12 protein-coding genes and 1 tRNA gene are annotated in these 16,642 nt (G+C 34.7%); 5 read left to right on the top strand and 8 right to left on the bottom strand.

What is annotated here, in order from left to right:
• Positions 1 to 11: 11 nt before the first annotated feature.
• Complete coding sequence (locus tag PK35_RS01125; RefSeq protein ID WP_044624813.1) at positions 12 to 743, bottom strand: class I SAM-dependent methyltransferase; 732 nt, start codon at positions 741 to 743, stop codon at positions 12 to 14.
• 210 nt (positions 744 to 953) lie between these two features.
• On the opposite strand from PK35_RS01125, the gene PK35_RS01120 reads away from it, so the two are divergent.
• Both PK35_RS01120 and PK35_RS01115 read left to right on the top strand, forming a co-directional pair.
• Complete coding sequence (locus PK35_RS01120) at positions 954 to 2,108, top strand: THUMP domain-containing class I SAM-dependent RNA methyltransferase (protein WP_044624812.1); 1,155 nt, start codon at positions 954 to 956, stop codon at positions 2,106 to 2,108.
• Between the two features lie 364 nt (positions 2,109 to 2,472).
• The gene (locus PK35_RS01115; RefSeq protein WP_044624811.1) at positions 2,473 to 3,075 is read left to right on the top strand and encodes an MCP four helix bundle domain-containing protein; all 603 of its coding nucleotides are present in this window, start codon (positions 2,473 to 2,475) and stop codon (positions 3,073 to 3,075) included.
• Between the two features lie 60 nt (positions 3,076 to 3,135).
• On the opposite strand, the gene PK35_RS01110 is transcribed toward PK35_RS01115, so the two are convergent.
• The 6 genes from PK35_RS01110 to galK all read right to left on the bottom strand — a co-directional run bounded on the left by PK35_RS01110 (position 3,136) and on the right by galK (position 10,725).
• Positions 3,136 to 4,176, bottom strand: a complete 1,041-nt coding sequence (locus PK35_RS01110; protein WP_044624810.1) for an agmatine deiminase family protein — start codon at positions 4,174 to 4,176, stop codon at positions 3,136 to 3,138.
• Positions 4,176 to 5,069 (bottom strand): carbon-nitrogen hydrolase, encoded by an 894-nt coding sequence (locus PK35_RS01105; protein WP_044624809.1) that lies wholly within the window; start codon positions 5,067 to 5,069, stop codon positions 4,176 to 4,178. The genes PK35_RS01110 and PK35_RS01105 overlap by 1 nt, the downstream gene beginning before the upstream one ends.
• 263 nt (positions 5,070 to 5,332) lie before the next feature.
• Positions 5,333 to 6,820 (bottom strand): ComEC/Rec2 family competence protein, encoded by a 1,488-nt coding sequence (locus PK35_RS01100; RefSeq protein ID WP_044624808.1) that lies wholly within the window; start codon positions 6,818 to 6,820, stop codon positions 5,333 to 5,335.
• Between the two features lie 76 nt (positions 6,821 to 6,896).
• Positions 6,897 to 8,462 carry a hypothetical protein gene (locus tag PK35_RS01095; protein WP_044624807.1) on the bottom strand — a complete coding sequence of 522 codons (1,566 nt, stop codon included), beginning with the start codon at positions 8,460 to 8,462 and terminating at the stop codon, positions 6,897 to 6,899.
• 76 nt (positions 8,463 to 8,538) lie between these two features.
• Positions 8,539 to 9,561 (bottom strand): UDP-glucose--hexose-1-phosphate uridylyltransferase, encoded by a 1,023-nt coding sequence (locus PK35_RS01090; protein WP_044624806.1) that lies wholly within the window; start codon positions 9,559 to 9,561, stop codon positions 8,539 to 8,541.
• Positions 9,562 to 9,576: 15 nt separating this feature from the next.
• Positions 9,577 to 10,725 (bottom strand): galactokinase, encoded by a 1,149-nt coding sequence (gene galK / locus PK35_RS01085; protein ID WP_044624805.1) that lies wholly within the window; start codon positions 10,723 to 10,725, stop codon positions 9,577 to 9,579.
• Positions 10,726 to 10,972: 247 nt separating this feature from the next.
• On the opposite strand from galK, the gene PK35_RS01080 reads away from it, so the two are divergent.
• Both PK35_RS01080 and PK35_RS01075 read left to right on the top strand, forming a co-directional pair.
• A tRNA-Arg gene (locus PK35_RS01080) sits at positions 10,973 to 11,046 on the top strand.
• A gap of 200 nt (positions 11,047 to 11,246) precedes the next feature.
• Complete coding sequence (locus PK35_RS01075; RefSeq protein ID WP_238320848.1) at positions 11,247 to 12,224, top strand: formylglycine-generating enzyme family protein; 978 nt, start codon at positions 11,247 to 11,249, stop codon at positions 12,222 to 12,224.
• 1 nt (position 12,225) lies between these two features.
• On the opposite strand, the gene PK35_RS01070 is transcribed toward PK35_RS01075, so the two are convergent.
• On the bottom strand, positions 12,226 to 12,915 hold the full coding sequence (locus tag PK35_RS01070) for an NUDIX hydrolase (RefSeq protein ID WP_044624803.1): 690 nt from the start codon (positions 12,913 to 12,915) through the stop codon (positions 12,226 to 12,228).
• Positions 12,916 to 13,347: 432 nt separating this feature from the next.
• Between PK35_RS01070 and PK35_RS01065 the strand changes: the two genes are divergently transcribed.
• Entirely contained in the window at positions 13,348 to 16,638 is a 3,291-nt protein-coding gene (locus tag PK35_RS01065) for a SusC/RagA family TonB-linked outer membrane protein (protein WP_157841047.1), read from the top strand.
• Positions 16,639 to 16,642 lie beyond the last annotated feature (4 nt).

Genomic DNA, 16,642 nt, shown 5'->3' with positions numbered 1-16,642 from the left:
AGCCAATTGGTTTATTTAAAAATCATAATTAAACGTTCCGATGTTTTTGGGTGAAATTTTCGCAATTTATAATCTCCAAAAACATCCAATAAGTACGCATCGGCTTGGTCGAATAAGGTTTCAAAATCTTTCAACGAAAAGGCTCTAACACGTTCTTCAAACTGATAGCTTTCACCGTCGTTTTCAAAAGCAATCGTTTTAACAATATAACCATTTTCAACAAAACGTTTTAAGTTAAAAGTAATGCCGTCAACGGTTTTTGTTTCTTCAGGTACGAGGTTTTCAATCACGTAATCGCTATTCATAAAATCGATGACACCAAAACCAGTTTCGTTCAAATCGGCTTTAATTGCCTTTATCGTATTTAGATTGTCTTCATCTTTATCAAAATACCCAAAACTAGTAAACAAATTTACCACAGCGTCAAAAGTTCTACCAGTAGGCTGGCACATGTCGTGTACCTCAAAATGCAAATTACTATTCTCAAATTGTTTGGCGAATGCAATGCTATTTTCGCTTAAATCGGCTCCTGTAACGTTGTAACCTAAGCTACTCAAATAGCGCGAATGTCTGCCACGTCCGCAAGCTAAATCTAAAATAGAACCACCTTCAGGAATATTTAAATACTGGGTAAGGTTATCCATAAATGTTTGTGCCTCGGCCGAATCTCTATCCTTGTATAAAGTATGGTAAAACGGTGTGTTAAACCACGAAGTAAACCATTTGGTAGTCTGTTTTGTCATAGTTTTTTTTTGGAGGTTCCCACGCTAAGGCGCGGTCAGGCTTTTATTCACAATTTTTTATTTTCATTTTAAGGAGCTCATGAATGTAAACATTTCGTTATATCCCCGAACAAATTCGGGGGATGCCACTTCAATCCTTAACCTAATTATCAGTAAACATTATGTTTCGGGCAAAATTACATTATTTTTGCAATGTATTTTATAAAAACGATGGAAGAAAACTTTAAAATGATAGCCAAAACCTTATTTGGCTTCGAAGATTTATTAGAGAAAGAATTGGTACAGCTCGGTGCGCAAAATATAACTAAAGGTGTGCGCATGGTATCATTTGTAGGCGATAAAGGGTTTATGTACAAAGCCAATTTAGCGTTGCGTACGGCAATTAAAATTTTAAAGCCTATCCATTCGTTTCGAGTAAAAAACGAAACCGATTTATATAAAAATATCTACGCCATGGATTGGAGCCAATACCTAAAACCGACAGGTACTTTGGCAGTCGATGCTACCATTCATTCCGATTTGTTTTCACATTCCTTATTTATAGCCCAAAAAACTAAAGATGCCATTGTGGATAAGTTTAGAGATACTACGGGGCAACGTCCTAATGTAGATTTAAAATTTCCAGATGTTAAAATAAACGTGCATGTAAGCAAAAACCATTGTAATATTTCATTGGATACTTCGGGCGATTCTTTACACAAACGCGGGTATAAAACCGCAACTAATATTGCACCAATAAATGAAGTGTTGGCGGCGGGTATGATTATGCTATCGGGTTGGGACGGACAATCCGATTTCATGGATCCTATGTGTGGTTCGGGTACTATGCTAATTGAAGCTGCTATGATAGCCTGCAACATACCACCAAACCTAATGCGTAAAGAATTTGCCTTTGAGCGTTGGCAAGATTGGGATGTTGATTTATTCGAGAAAATAGAAGAATCATTACTTAAAAAAACACGCGATTTTCATTATAAAATAATAGGTTACGATAAAGCGCCGAGTGCTGTTTTTAAAGCCAAAGACAATGTTAAAAACGCGCAGCTAGACGATTTTATAAGCGTACAACACGAAGATTTCTTTAAAACCCAAAAGGGTGGAACAGGTAAACTGCACATGGTATTTAATCCGCCGTACGGTGAGCGTTTAAATATCGATATGGAACAGTTTTACAAAAATATTGGCGATACCCTAAAACAAAACTACCCAGGCACCGATGCTTGGTTTATTACCAGTAACCTTGAGGCTTTGAAGCATGTTGGATTACGTCCCTCACGAAAAATACAGCTTTACAATGCTAAATTAGAGTCGCGTTTGGTAAGGTATGTGATGTATGAAGGGAGTAAGAAGGCTAAGTTTAATTAGTGTCATTACGAGGAGGTAGGACGAAGTAATCTTTTAAATTGGAACTCAAAAATAAGCAGATTGCTTCACTGCATTAGCAATGACATAAAATTAGAAAAGATTTTTTCACTTTCGATTGGCTTTAGTGGCAATCGAAAGGTTCAGAATTACGTTTGAATTAATGTTACATGTAAATATTAAAATTACTGTTACTACGAGAAGGAATTTAACTAAAATATTAATGACTGTGATAATAATATCTTTTGACTAGTCTTATGATTTTGAGTAAATTTCATGTTATTTCTAAACTTAAAAATTAACATTTTTTCCTTTTCCGATTTTGTATCTTTACAATTAATCGCTGATCACTAAACTTTAAATTTATATGACATTTTACAATAAGATTAAATGGATTCTTGGAATACTAATTGTTTTTGTTTTAATAATAACAACTAATTTAATAGACAAAAATAATTTTGTTCGAGTTCGTGATTCTGTAGAAACCATATATGAAGATAGACTTATCGCTAAAGATTTAATTTTTGAAATGCTAAAATCTATCCAAGAAAAGGAGTTAGCGGTTTTAGTGTCTGATTCTACTTTTTTTAAATATCGAAATGAAACTATAAATGATCATTTAACCACTTTAGTTCTAAGATTTGATAAAACTAAATTAACTAAAGATGAGGCTGAGGTTTTTGGAAACTTAAAGGAAAATGTAAAACTCTTAATAGCTTCTGAAAAGTCTTTTGTAAAGACAGAAAAGTCTAATAATGTTGATATGCTTAAACATATTTCTGGTTTAAAGGAGAATCTGAATGATTTATCTAAAATACAAATTGATGAAGGTCGGCGTCAAATGTCTATAAGCAAACGCGCGGTAGATACAGTTGAACTTTTCACTCATATAGAGATTTACTTTTTAATATTTTTAGCTGTTGTTGTACAAGTTATTATAATGTACCAACCAAAGGACAAAGAAAAATAGCTTTTTTGAAAAGTTTTAAACAAAGCAATAAGCTCGAAAGTTTTATTGCTTTGTATTTTTCTACAAAGGAATCTGCTGACTCAAACAATGCAACGAGCCAAAACCCCAAATAAAATCGATGGCAGAAATACCAATAATTTCGTGTTTCGGGAAACAATTGGCAATAGTGTTTAAAGCCACACGATCGTTAGCATCGTTAAAGGTGGGCACTAAAACCGTTTTGTTTAGAATTAAAAAGTTCGCATAACTTGCAGGTAATGTAATACCATCAAACCAAAGCGGTTTTGGCATTGGTAAGGTTATAATATTTGGTTTGCTGCCATCTTCTAAAACGGCGTTTTCTAAACGCTTTAGGTTGTCTTGTAGCGGTTTGTAATTCGCATCATTTTGGTTGGTTTCAACAACCGTAATAATCGTATTTTCGTTAACAAAACGCGCTAAATCATCAATATGGCCGTGGGTATCATCGCCAATAATGCCATTGCCTAACCAAATAACATTGGTTACACCTAAATACTGATTAAAAGCAGCTTCGTAATCTGTTTTTGTAAAGCCTGCATTACGAACTTGAATCGTTGGATGAAGCAAACATTCTTCCGAAGTTATGAGCGTACCTTTTCCGTTTACATCAATAGCACCGCCTTCTAAAACAAAAGGTTTTCCGTTTATTTTAGCTTGCTCAATAGGCATATTTAAAGTTTCAGCTACTTTCGCAGGAACGCCCTTATCTAAACGGTAATTCTTGTATTTAGCCCAACCATTAAAATTGAAGTTGATGGCTTTACGTTGCTTACCATTCTTTACAATTATTGGCCCCGAATCGCGCATCCAACTTCGGTTGGTTTTATGGATAATAAACGTCACATTTTTTATATTAACGTGAGCTGTTTCCAGCATGCCAGTAACCTTAGTTTTTAGTTTATCATCAGCGACAATTAAAAAAACAGTTTCAACGGTAGCCACTTTTTTAATGAATTCTACAAAAGCCCATTGAATGGCTTCGTATTTCCCTGGCCAATCGTTACCGTTATGCGGAAAACATAATAAAATGCCTTCTTGTTTTTCCCATTCTGCAGGAAATATCCAGTTCTCGCTTTGCATTAGTCAATTACACGTTTAGTGATGTCACCGTATTTATCAATACGTCTGTCGCGTAAAAATGGCCAGTTTTGGCGTACGTTTTCTTGTAGACTTAAATCGACTTCAGCAATTAAAATTTCTTCTTGATCTACGGATGCTTGCGCCAAAATTTCACCTTGCGGACCGGCGATAAACGAAGAACCCCAAAACTCAATTCCATTAGTTTCTGGTAAATATTTTTCTAAACCGATGCGGTTTGCAGCAGCCACATAAATACCGTTAGCTACGGCATGACCACGCATCACGTTCATCCAAGCACCTTGTTGGTTGGTGCCAAATTCTTCTTTTTCTTGCGGATGCCATCCAATTGCTGTTGGATAAAATAATACCTCGGCGCCTTGTAACGCTGTTAATCGTGCTGCTTCAGGATACCATTGATCCCAACAGATTAATGTCCCTACATTTCCTTTTTTGGTAGGGAAGGACTTAAAGCCTATGTCGCCAGGAGTAAAGTAAAATTTCTCGTAAAAATGCGGATCGTCTGGAATGTGCATTTTGCGGTATAAACCAGCTTCAGAACCATCAGTGTCAATAATGTAAGCACTGTTGTGGTACACGCCAGCCATTCGTTTTTCGAAAAACGGAACAATAATCACCACACCTAATTCTTTTGCTAAGGCGCTAAATGCATTAAACGACGTGCTGTACAATGGTTCCGCGAAAGCGAAATTATCGACATCTTCGCTCTGGCAAAAATAATGACTGCTATAAAGTTCTGGTAAGGATATAACTTCAGCACCTTGTTTGGCAGCGTCTTTTACCCATTTTATGCATTTTTCCAGATTATTTTCTGGAGTGTTATTTAAGTTTAATTGAATAACGGCAATTTTGTAATTGTTACGATTACTTGACATTTTTTTTATAGTATTTAAGCAATGTGAATATACAAAGTTTTTAAATTTTTGCGGGAGCGAAAGTAAATTTTATTAAAACATACGCAACACTTCAAAATGCAAGTTATTAACAATTTTGTGTCCGTTAGAGTATCTCGCTTTGACCGGATAAATTAAGAACAGGATTGAAGTCAAAAATTTTATTCTTGATATAGATTCTGATCAATGCATGGGTGTAAGTTGTTAGAATTGAGAATTTTTTGCTTATAGAACTTTTTTCAATATCAAAATCTAGAAGCAAACGTTTTATATTCCCATTTACTTTTGCCTTCATTTAATGTTGCACAAAGTATTTTTTCGCCATCAGTACGAACGTTCACCAATCCGTAAACAATGCCGTCAACTACTTTTAAACGATTCATGGTTTTTACCCTATCGGAAGGATTTAAAGCGCCAGATTTACCGTGTTTGTAACGAATGTTTGTTTTAGCTTCGTTGGTTAAAACCACATCAATATCGCCGTTTGAGGTTGGATAGTTTTTTGAATTTACTTCGTAAGGATCACCAATTCGATAACTTCTTGAAATTTCGGTGCTGTAAATTAATGGAGTTACCATTTCGTCATTTTCAATTTTTTTGAAACCAGTTGCTCCTGAAGCTGCCACGATATTTGGTCTTGGATGTGCGTGCGTTTCGTCGTCGCCAGAAGAAATAATTGTTGCGGCGGCATTTACATACTGTAGAAACTCATACGAACAGTCGTCGCTACCATGGTGGCAGGATTTTACAACATCGGCGGCGAGTTCTATTAAATTTCCGGAAAGCGATTCTAAAATGTATCGCTGACTTTTCTTATTTAAATCGCCCGTTAATAAAATGCGAGATCTACCATAATCTACTCGAAGTAACACCGAATTTCCGTTGGTGTTTTTGCTGTAAGAGCCTAAATCTTTAAGTGTTGGTTTGCCATTAACTTTAGTTTCAATGGGCCCTAAAACTTTTATGGATGTAGATTTATCGGCTTCAAAACCATCTAAATAATCAAAATTAGCATTAGGATTGTGCGCTAATCGTTTTACTTTACAATTTGAAGCGATAATGCATTTTAAAAATTCAGCCCATTCGCCTTGTAATTTTAAATCTGCATTTTTACGTAATGCATTTTTTATAGAGGTTTTTCCGGTAAGCAAATCGTGTAGTTTACCATCTTCTTCCTTTCCAAGAAATCGCGATTTTTCTTCGGTTTTAAACCAAGATACGCCTGCATGATAAAATGTGTCAATATTAGTGGCTTTGGTGTCGAGTTCTTTTTGTTCGCGCTCATCAGGGTTTAGTAAATCCCACAATCCGCCGTAATGGTCGGCATCACAATGCGAGCAAATCATGGCATCGAGTTCGATGGTGTTTTGTCGGTAATCTTTTTTGAATTTCCAATCTACAAAATCGGCAGCACTTTTACCGTGTGGTTGTTTGGAGCGTTTGTAACCGCCATCTATTAAAATATGTTTGCGTTCTGGAGTTACAATTAAAACGCCATCACCTTGGCCAACATCAATAAAATAAAGTTCAAGCAATGGTTCGTCGCCTAAATCTTCAATTTTTATATAAGCGTAATTTGCCCAACGCACATGAACTTTTAAGCGACCATTAATTGGTGTGTTGTCTATAATTTCAACGCGATCGCCCCATAAGGCTTCTAAAAGTATTTTGTTTTCGCTGCTGTTTTTGTAAACTTTTGCAGTATTATGTTTAATATATTTTATGGTGGGCATGACTTATCTGGTTTAATTGATAGTCCAAAAGTTATAAAATATGTTGTATTAAAACAATACGTATTTGCACTAAATTTTAGTCATCTTCGGTAAAAGTAGTATGCTGATAAGCACCCAAATCTGGTGAAGTCGTTCTATTATTATTTAATATATCGAGTGGTACTTGATTTGCAAATAGGGCTGACCCTTGATTTATGGCTTCAGAATTTTCACCTATAATAAATTGATTGGTTTCGGTATCCTTGAAATCTGGTTCTTTATTAAAAAGAATATTCTCGTAACGCTCAGCATTATCAAAATCGTAATTATCACCTGTAAAATTGTTGTTGGTATCTCTAAAACGAATAAAACAATTGGTGAATTTAAAGTTAAAATCGACCGCATCGTCTTCAATTTCTTCAAGTTGAAACTCAATATTATCATTACCGTAAATAATACAGTTGTTAAAATTGGCTTCGGTTAAACTGGCTAATGTGGCGTTGTTTTCTTCATCTAAAATGAAATTATTTAGTAAAACAGCAGGATATTGTCTAAAGCCATTATTCCAATAATTAACTAGCGTCGAATGTGTAAAATTATATTTACCGCCAATAGTTCCTGCAAATGAGGATTGTCCAGAATTGTTTATCACTACATTTTCTCCTGAAATGGAGGTGTTTCTACCAAAAATACCAAAAGCACTTGAGTTGTAAATTTGAGAATTTGAAATGTTCAGTTTGTTATCAGATTCATTTGGGTTGCCATCGCTTAAAATACCAATGGTCGCATTTTTTATAGTTAAATAATTAATGGAATTGTTTACACTACCATCTAGCAACCAAATGGTTCCCCATTGACCTGGAATGTCTTCGAAATTTGGTTCTAAGCGGTCGCCTTCAAAAATAACTTCGTTTTCAAGTAATTCTTGATTGGTACTGAATGCGCCGTTAACATTAATTGATGCGCCGTTTGAAACAATAATGCCTGAATCGGCATGAAAATGAACGCGAGCACCAGCATCAATAGTTAGTGTTTCGTTTTCTGGAACCACTGCAAAACCGTAGACTACATAAGGTTTTTCGTTGCTAAATGTGAGTTCTTCAGGTTTTAATTCACGCCCTTGAAGTTCGGTTTCTACAATTTCACCACCAATATTTAACGATAAGGTTTCTACAACTTTCGTCGTGTTATCTCTATCAGGATAAATGAAAATAGCATCTTGAACTAAGGTGACAAGTTCTACTTTTTGAAGATTTGCGCCACCATCGAATTCAATTTGATCGGTGTATAAAAAGGATGTTTCGGAGTTACTAAAATCGTTATAATCAATAGTGGTTTCAATAAAAATGAACAGACTATCTTTGGCTAAAAGCTCCACATTTTCGAATGATTTACCTGAAATACCATCGACATTCAGTCTATAATTTGAAGCATTACCTAAAGCTAATTTAACCGATGGAATTAAAATATCATCATCACTTTTATTATACACTTTTAGGTTATAAGTGCTTGAACCAATGTTTGTAAAAACAGTGTCTAAATACACGGTGTCTTTTGAAAATTGAAGCGTTCCTGTGCTTGAAGTGAATTCAAAATCCTTACGGCAAGAGCTCCAAAGTAAAAGAAAACCAAGGGTTAGTATAAAGTAAAAATAGCGTTTCATTGATGATAACATTTGGTTGACTAAAAATATAACTTTTAGTGTTACGAAATAGTGTGTTTTACAGCTAAAAGTTATATTAAAGTAATGCTTTTAGCATTTTTACTGCCGTTTCACCTGTAATATCACGTTGTGGTGTACCAAACATTTCGTAACCTACCATAAATTTTTTAACGGTTGCACTTCTTAAAAGTGGCGGATAAAAACTCATGTGCCAATGCCAATGTTCATTATTTTCACTATTTGTTGGTGCTTGATGAATTCCGCTAGAGTAGGGGAACGAAGTATTAAATAACTTATCGTAAGCTTTTGTTATAACCGAAATGGCTTCAGCATATAAAAAGGCTTCATCATCATTCATTTCAAGAATGTTTTTTTGATGCTTTTTAGGCACAATCATGGTTTCAAAAGGCCAAATTGCCCAAAATGGAACCAAAACTACAAAGGCGTCGTTTTCAAAAATAATGCGCTCTTGTAAATCTATTTCTTGTTTTAAATAATCGCCTAAAAGGCTAGATTTTTTATTGCTGTAATACGCTAATTGGGTTTTGTTCTTCTTGTCAACTTCGTTTGGTAAGTTAGACTGACTCCATATTTGTCCGTGTGGATGCGGATTACTGCAGCCCATAACCGCACCTTTGTTTTCAAATATTTGAACGTAATTAATTTCAGGATTATCTCCGAGTGTTTTGTATTCGTTTTGCCACGTTTTTACTACTTGTTTAATATCGTTGGCAGACATATCGGCTAAACTTTTGGAGTGGTCTGGACTAAAACAAACCACTTTGCAAATGCCTGTTTCGCTTTGTGCTACTAATAAACCATCATTAACTTCAAACGATTTGGTGTTGCTTTGTAACGCTGCGAAATCGTTGGTAAACACGTACACATCCTTGTAATCAGGATTTTTTTCACCATTAATTCTGGTGTTTCCCGCACACAAATAACAGTTTTCGTCGTAAGTTGGTCTTGTTTCGTTGTTAACGGTTTCGTTTTGTCCTTGCCATGGTCGTTTAGCGCGGTGTGGCGAGACTAAAACCCATTCGTTAGTTAATATATTTAAGCGTTTATGAGAGTAATCTTGTAAATCGGTATTATTCATTTTAGTTTTAATAGGTTATTTTACAATGTGAGTGCCTTCAGAAAGTTCGACGAAGTAAACCGAACAGTCTTTGTTGAACTCATTTTTGTATGCTTTTGATGCTGTTTCGGCGAAATTTTTAGCTTCATCTTTAGCTACCAAATTAATGGTGCAACCGCCAAAGCCACCACCCATCATTCTTGCTCCTAGAACTTGCGGATTGGTTTTAGCGTGTTTTACAAGAAAATCTAGCTCGTCGCAGCTTACTTTATATTGATTCGATAGTCCATCGTGAGATCCATAAATAAGTTCGCCTAAAGTTTGTAAATCGTTAGTTTCAATTGCTTTTGATGCTTTTACAGCACGCTCATTTTCTTGAATAACGAATAAGGCTTTTTGGAAATTTTCGGGTGTAACTTTATCTTTTATTTTATCTAAATCGCTTTCAACAGCATCGCGTAAAGCAGTAATATCAAGCATTTCTGAAATGCTTTCGCATGCCGAACGCCTGTCGTTATAAGCGCTATCAGATAAACTGTGTTTTACATTCGTGTTTATTAAAAGTAGTTGGTGATCTTTAAAATCGATTTTATAAGGTTTCGATTCAACAGTTCGACAATCAAGCAGTAACGCATTGTCTTTTATACCAAACATACTGGCGTATTGATCCATAATCCCACATTTAACGCCTACATAATTATGTTCGGCTAGTTGCGAAATTAAAATCATATCGTGTTTGCTTAATCCTAAATTGAATAACTCATTAAGTCCAAAAACCACACTGTTTTCTAGAGCTGCAGACGACGACATACCTGCTCCAGCCGGAATATTGCCCTTAAACATCATATTGAAATTATCAACTTTAAGTCCTTTTTTCTGAATTTCGGCAACAACACCAAACACGTAATTTTCCCAACGGCCTTCTTCGAGTGGCGCTAAATTATTAATGTCGAATTCGGTTTTGCTATCAAAATCCAATGCATGCGCCGAAGATTTACCGTTAGCGCTTTTTTGTATGGCAGCAGCTATACCTTTATCTACAGCGGCAGGAAACACGAAGCCATCGTTATAATCGGTATGTTCGCCAATAATGTTTATTCTACCTGGTGAAAAAATTAGTAAAGGATTGGTTTTATGGGTGTCGATGAAATTTTGGTTTACATCATTAACTAATGTTTTATTCATTTTAATTAAGTTGAGTACTGGAATTTAATTACTGACTGCCAAAAATAGCGGTTTATTGAAGAGTATTAAAATTTTTAGAAATAAACTTTTAACTAAAAAAAATCAATTTTTTTTAGTGTTAAAAGTCTTATTTACTTTGTGTTAAAGTTGTTGACTATTGGTTTTTTAAATTTATTAAGAAATTCTTTTGGTTAGATTTGTAGTTAATTCTATATTTGCGCACCGGAAAATTAAATTATATATATTAGGTCGCGTAGCTCAGCTGGATAGAGCATCTGCCTTCTAAGCAGACGGTCACAGGTTCGAATCCTGTCGCGATCACAAAAAGCCTTAACAGTTTTGTTGAGGCTTTTTTGTTTCGAGATATTTTAGTGAAAATAAAATTAGTTGTATTAATTTTTAAATAAAAACAGTAATTTATAATGTTAACCCGAAGTTTAGTCCTTATTTGTAGTTTGTTATTGGTTACTGCCTGTAAAAATATAAGCAGGGAATCAGACAGTACAGATTTAAATAAGGTCATGGCTCCAAAAGGAATGATTTGGGTAGCGAATAAAACTTTTATTCAAGGAGCAAAGGCTAACGATTTTTATGCCATGGAAAGAGAAAAACCAGGGCATAAAGTTACAGTTGATGGTTTTTATATAGATGAAACCGAAGTTACTAATGCGCAGTTTAATGTTTTTGTTGAAGCTACTGGTTATAAAACCGTTGCAGAACGCCCAATTGATTGGGAAGTAATGAAAAAAAGTTTACCGCTAGGTATTCAAAAACCGCATGATTCTCTATTGCAACCAGGTAGTTTAATTTTCAATAAAAATATAAATAAAGTGGCCACTATGGGAGATTATTCGCAATGGTGGATATGGAAAATTGGAGCCAATTGGAAACACCCAGAAGGTCCAGAATCTAATATTGATGGTAAAGATGCTTATCCGGTTGTTCATGTGGCGTTTAAGGATGCTTTAGCTTATTGTAAATGGGCGAATCGGCGCTTACCAACCGAAGCGGAGTGGGAAGCTGCTGCCCAAGGAACACGCACTAACCAGATTTATACTTGGGGCGATAATCCAAAAGATTTAAATAGTAGAGCCAATACTTGGCAAGGTGTTTTTCCTGTTAAAAATGAATCTAAAGACGGATTCGCCTTTATAGCTCCTATAAAATCGTATGAACCTAACAGTATTGGTATTTATGATATGTTGGGTAATGTTTGGGAGTTAACTAGCGATTTATATAATGAAGGTTATTACAAAACTTTAGACGTTTCTAAACCAATAATTAATCCTAAAGGCGCAGCTAAAAGTTTTAATCCTTTCAATCCGTATCAAACAGAATATATAATAAAAGGAGGCTCTTTTTTATGCCATGCTTCTTATTGCGCAAGTTTTAGAATTTCAGCTAAAATGGGGTTTAGTTTCGATTCTGGATCAGATCACGTAGGATTTAGAACTGTGGTAACTAAAGCGATGTTAGCAGCGAAATCGCAAAGAAATTAACTTATAACTTCAAATAGAAGTTGTTTGTTTTTTTATTATCGTATTTTTCTTGGTCGAAAGTATGTAAAAACGATCCTTTTGTTGACGAACTCATGTCTTTTTCTTCCAATTTAATAAGAATATCCATTGAGTTTATTTTATTTATAAAGTTACGTTTATCTAGCTTTTTATCTAAAATGGCTTCATATAATTTTTGTAGTTGACGCATTGTGAATTTTTCGGGTAAAAGTTCGAAACCAATAGGGTTAATCGAGGTTCTTCTGCGTAAGCGCCGTATGGCTTTATCGAGCATAGCATTATGATCGAAAATTAAATCGGGTACTTCCTTTAAACTAAACCATTTTGCGTTGTAATTTTCAATAAGCTCTTCATTATGTTTTTCAATGTTTATTATGGCATAATAGGCTGTTGAAATGGTACGTGCTACAGGATCTCTATCAACTTCGCTAAAAGCGTAAAGTTGCTCCATATAAATATCATGCATACCTGTTAATCGATATAAAATGCGTGTAGCAGCATCATCAAGGTTCTCCTCCTGTTTTAAAAAACCTCCCATTAGAGACCAATTACCTTTTTCTGGTTCAAAATCGCGTTGAATTAGGAGTACTTTAAGGTCTTCATCATCAAAACCAAAAATAATACAGTCTACAGCTAGAAATATTTTATCTTCAGGATTATATCCTTTAATCATCTTAAATAGTTTTGTGTAGGCTAATATAGGATATTTTTTAAAATTGAATTTAGGATAGATTTAAGCTGCGTTTTTGAGATTTTTCAAGTTTTTACTAATTTAAGTAGGAAGAATTTAATGAAATGTTTTGTTAGGATTTTTTAATTATAAAAAATTAAGAAATATTGACTATAATTTTTTTTTTAATAAAAAGACTACTAAATAATTTGTTAAAACAACATTAAGTTGTAATATTGTAATCGATTACATTTAAAATATCTTGGTTGAAGATTGATTATAAAGGTAGCATTATTTACCACTAAACCCTACCTATTTAAATGTTTTGACAGAAATTATTAACTCTAAACTTACGTGCTTATGAAAATTTAAACCTTTAAACAACTAAAAAACCAACAATTTAAACTAACTAAATAAGTAAATATGATAACAAAAATGAATTTTAAAAGCCTGTTGGCTTTTATTATTGTGCTGTTGTATATGCCTATGCATGCACAAAACACTTCAAATGTTTCAGGTATTGTTAAAGACGAGGCAGGAGTGCCCTTACCTGGAGTTTCAATTATTATAAAAAATAGTTCAACTGGTACTACAACCGATTTTGATGGTGAATACACCATAAAAGCAAATGCTTCTGACGTATTAGTTTTTAGCTATTTAGGTTATAAAACTCAAGAACTAACAGTAGGAAATAACTCGGTATTAAATATTACTTTAGCCGAAGAAGCTGGCGTGTTAGACGAGGTGGTAGTAATAGGATATGGTAGTACTACAAGACGCGATTTAACAGGTTCGGTAGCTTCTGTTTCTGGAGAAAAATTGGCAGCAGTACCTGTGCCAGATGCAACGCAAGCACTACAAGGGAAATTACCAGGTGTAAATATTACCACTCAAGATGGTCGCCCAGGTGCCGATGTTAGAATTCGTGTTCGTGGAGGTGGATCTGTTTCGCAAAGTAACGACCCATTATATATTGTAGATGGTTTTCAAGTAAATACCATTTCTAATATTCCTGGAAGTCAAATTCAAAGCATTGATGTATTAAAAGATGCTGCATCTACAGCTATATATGGTGCTCGTGGTGCTAATGGTGTTATTATTGTAACCACTAAAGGTGGTTCGGTAGGAAAAACCAAAGTAACCTATGATGGTTACACTCAATTTAGTGTAATACCAGATTCAAAATATATTCCAGTGATGAATGGTTACGACTATATTGCGTATAACTGGGCTTACGCCGATGCTATTGGTGCACAGTATAGAGATGCTTGGGAACGTTTATGGTTAATTGGAGATGCCGAAGGAAGTAATTCGCAGGGTATAGACTATTACAAAAATGTATCAAGCAGAGATTTTACAAAAGAACTTTATAATAACGCTTTTACGCATAATCACAACTTTAATATTTCTAGCGGAACCGATAAAACAAAATATCTTTTATCGTTAAACCATATTGATCAAGAAGGTAATAAAGTACGCTCGTTTTATAAACGAACCAATTTGCAGTTAAAGCTCGATCAAAAACTAGGTGAAAAGTTAGATTTTAACTTAAACACACGTTTTTCTCAAGAATCTGAAGGAAATAACGATGGAAACTCAACGGCTTATTATTTCCGCCCAATTGGTTCTGCCGATATTTTAGGTGATGCCGATGTTACAAGTAATACACAATTAGGAGATTACGACTATGTGCTGTCTGATACTTTTAATCCGGTGTCTCAATTGTATGATACAGATTCAGAAAAAGTTGAAAGAGAATTAGTAGCCAACGGTTCGTTAGCTTGGGAAATTATTGAAGGTTTAACTGCAAAAACAAGCTTAAGTATCACGGCTGGTTGGAATAGAAACAAACAGTGGGCTGGAGCTATAGTTAATAATTACCTCGATGGAGATGGAAATGCTATTTATGGTGGTAATGCAGCAATATCTTCTACCGAATCTTGGAGAATGATTTGGACCAATACTTTAAATTATCAAGTACAAGGTTTAGGGGATAATCATGCTCTAAATTTATTAGCAGGTACCGAAGTAATTGATGGAGGTTCTGAAGGAATAGCTGTTGGTGGTCAACGTTATCCTTCGTCTTTTGATGCAGAGCGTGCTTGGGCAAATATAGATAGTTATTTAGTGGCCGAACAGCAATTTTATGCATTAGCCTCATCTATCGATGCACCGTCACGCTGGAATTCGTACTTCGGTCGTGTAAATTATGCTTTTAAAGACAAATACATGTTTACAGGAACATTTCGAGCCGATGGTTCTTCAAAATTTGCACCGAGTAAGCGTTGGGGGTACTTTCCAGCAGCAGCTGTTGCATGGCGTATTTCAGAAGAAAGTTTTGCCTCTAGTGCGAATTGGTTAAACGATTTAAAATTACGTATTTCTTACGGTTCTGTAGGTAACGACAGAATTCCTTCAAATGCATTTGTTAATTTATATGCCCCTTCATTAGGTACATTTTCTATTAACGAAGTATTACAACCGTTATACACGCCTTCTTCAGATTTATTAGCAAATCCAGATTTAACTTGGGAAACTACCATTACAAGAAATATTGGGTTAGATTTTACAATGTTTAATAGTAAATTATCTGGTACTATCGAATTTTATAAAAATTCGGTTAAAGATTTATTGTTAGTCGATACTTCGCTTTCCGAAATTACAGGGTTTTCTCGTCAGCTAAGAAACGTTGGTCAAACCAGCAATACAGGTCTTGAAATTTCGTTAAATGGCGATATTTACAATTCGCAAGATTTTAATTTACAAGCAAGTTTTAATATAAACTTTAACAGAGGAAATGTAGATAAGTTATCCGAAGGAATAAATAATGTTTACAATTCTGGATGGGGAGGTGTTCGCCATTCTCCAACAAACGGAGATTATATTTTAGAAGAAGGAAAACCAGTAGGTTTAATTAGGGGTTGGGTTTATGATGGTTGGTATACTACCGACGATTTTAACTACGATGCCAATACACAAACCTATACACTTAAAGATGGTGTAGCCGATTATGCAAGTGGTTTGCTTCCTAATGTTTATGGAACGTTTAGCAATAAACCAGGAGACCAAACAGCTTATCCAGGTGTGCAAAAAGTAAAAGATACTAATAACGATGGTGTTATCGACGATTTAGATTTACAAGTAATTGGCGATACAAACCCAGATTTTACTGGTGGTTTTAACCTAACAGGTAACTATAAGGCTTTCGATTTTGGTTTAAACTTTACTTACAGTGTGGGTAACGATATTTACAATGCAACACATGTTGAAGCTTATTTAGGAAACAAAGAATCTGGTTTATTTAGAAATAGATTCGATGAATTATCTGGACACTACAAAATTTACGATATAGTTGATGGGCAATTAACTAAAGTTGTTGAGCCAGCTCAATTAGATGCACTTAACGAAAATGCATCAACATTTTTACCTTACCCAGAAAGTAGTATAAATACAACATTTGGAGTTGAAGATGGTTCGTATTTAAGATTAAATACAGTAACATTAGGGTATACTTTACCAGAAAGTTTAATTAATAAACTAGGTATAAACCGTTTTAGAGTATATGGTTCTGTTTTTAACGCATTTACTATTACAGGATATAGCGGATTTGATCCAGAGGTGAATGTTGATGATACCAGTAGCTCAGATTATCCAACCCCAGGATTAGATTATGGGTCTTACCCACGCGCACGTACATATACGTTTGGTGTAAATATTGAATTTTAAAAAA

Source organism: Neotamlana nanhaiensis, assembly GCF_000943555.1.
Classification (GTDB): Bacteria; Bacteroidota; Bacteroidia; order Flavobacteriales; family Flavobacteriaceae; genus Neotamlana; species Neotamlana nanhaiensis.
This window is presented reverse-complemented; position numbering and strand designations above follow the sequence as displayed.

Coding starts and splice junctions, on each gene's coding strand:
- PK35_RS01105 (WP_044624809.1), bottom strand. CDS start 5,069: ATGTCAAGTAATCGTAACAATTACAAAATTGCCGTTATTCAATTAAAC.
- PK35_RS01090 (WP_044624806.1), bottom strand. CDS start 9,561: ATGAATAATACCGATTTACAAGATTACTCTCATAAACGCTTAAATATA.
- PK35_RS01115 (WP_044624811.1), top strand. CDS start 2,473: ATGACATTTTACAATAAGATTAAATGGATTCTTGGAATACTAATTGTT.
- galK (WP_044624805.1), bottom strand. CDS start 10,725: ATGAATAAAACATTAGTTAATGATGTAAACCAAAATTTCATCGACACC.
- PK35_RS01095 (WP_044624807.1), bottom strand. CDS start 8,462: ATGAAACGCTATTTTTACTTTATACTAACCCTTGGTTTTCTTTTACTT.
- PK35_RS01110 (WP_044624810.1), bottom strand. CDS start 4,176: ATGCAAAGCGAGAACTGGATATTTCCTGCAGAATGGGAAAAACAAGAA.
- PK35_RS01075 (WP_238320848.1), top strand. CDS start 11,247: ATGGCTCCAAAAGGAATGATTTGGGTAGCGAATAAAACTTTTATTCAA.
- PK35_RS01065 (WP_157841047.1), top strand. CDS start 13,348: ATGAATTTTAAAAGCCTGTTGGCTTTTATTATTGTGCTGTTGTATATG.
- PK35_RS01125 (WP_044624813.1), bottom strand. CDS start 743: ATGACAAAACAGACTACCAAATGGTTTACTTCGTGGTTTAACACACCG.
- PK35_RS01100 (WP_044624808.1), bottom strand. CDS start 6,820: ATGCCCACCATAAAATATATTAAACATAATACTGCAAAAGTTTACAAA.
- PK35_RS01070 (WP_044624803.1), bottom strand. CDS start 12,915: ATGATTAAAGGATATAATCCTGAAGATAAAATATTTCTAGCTGTAGAC.
- PK35_RS01120 (WP_044624812.1), top strand. CDS start 954: ATGGAAGAAAACTTTAAAATGATAGCCAAAACCTTATTTGGCTTCGAA.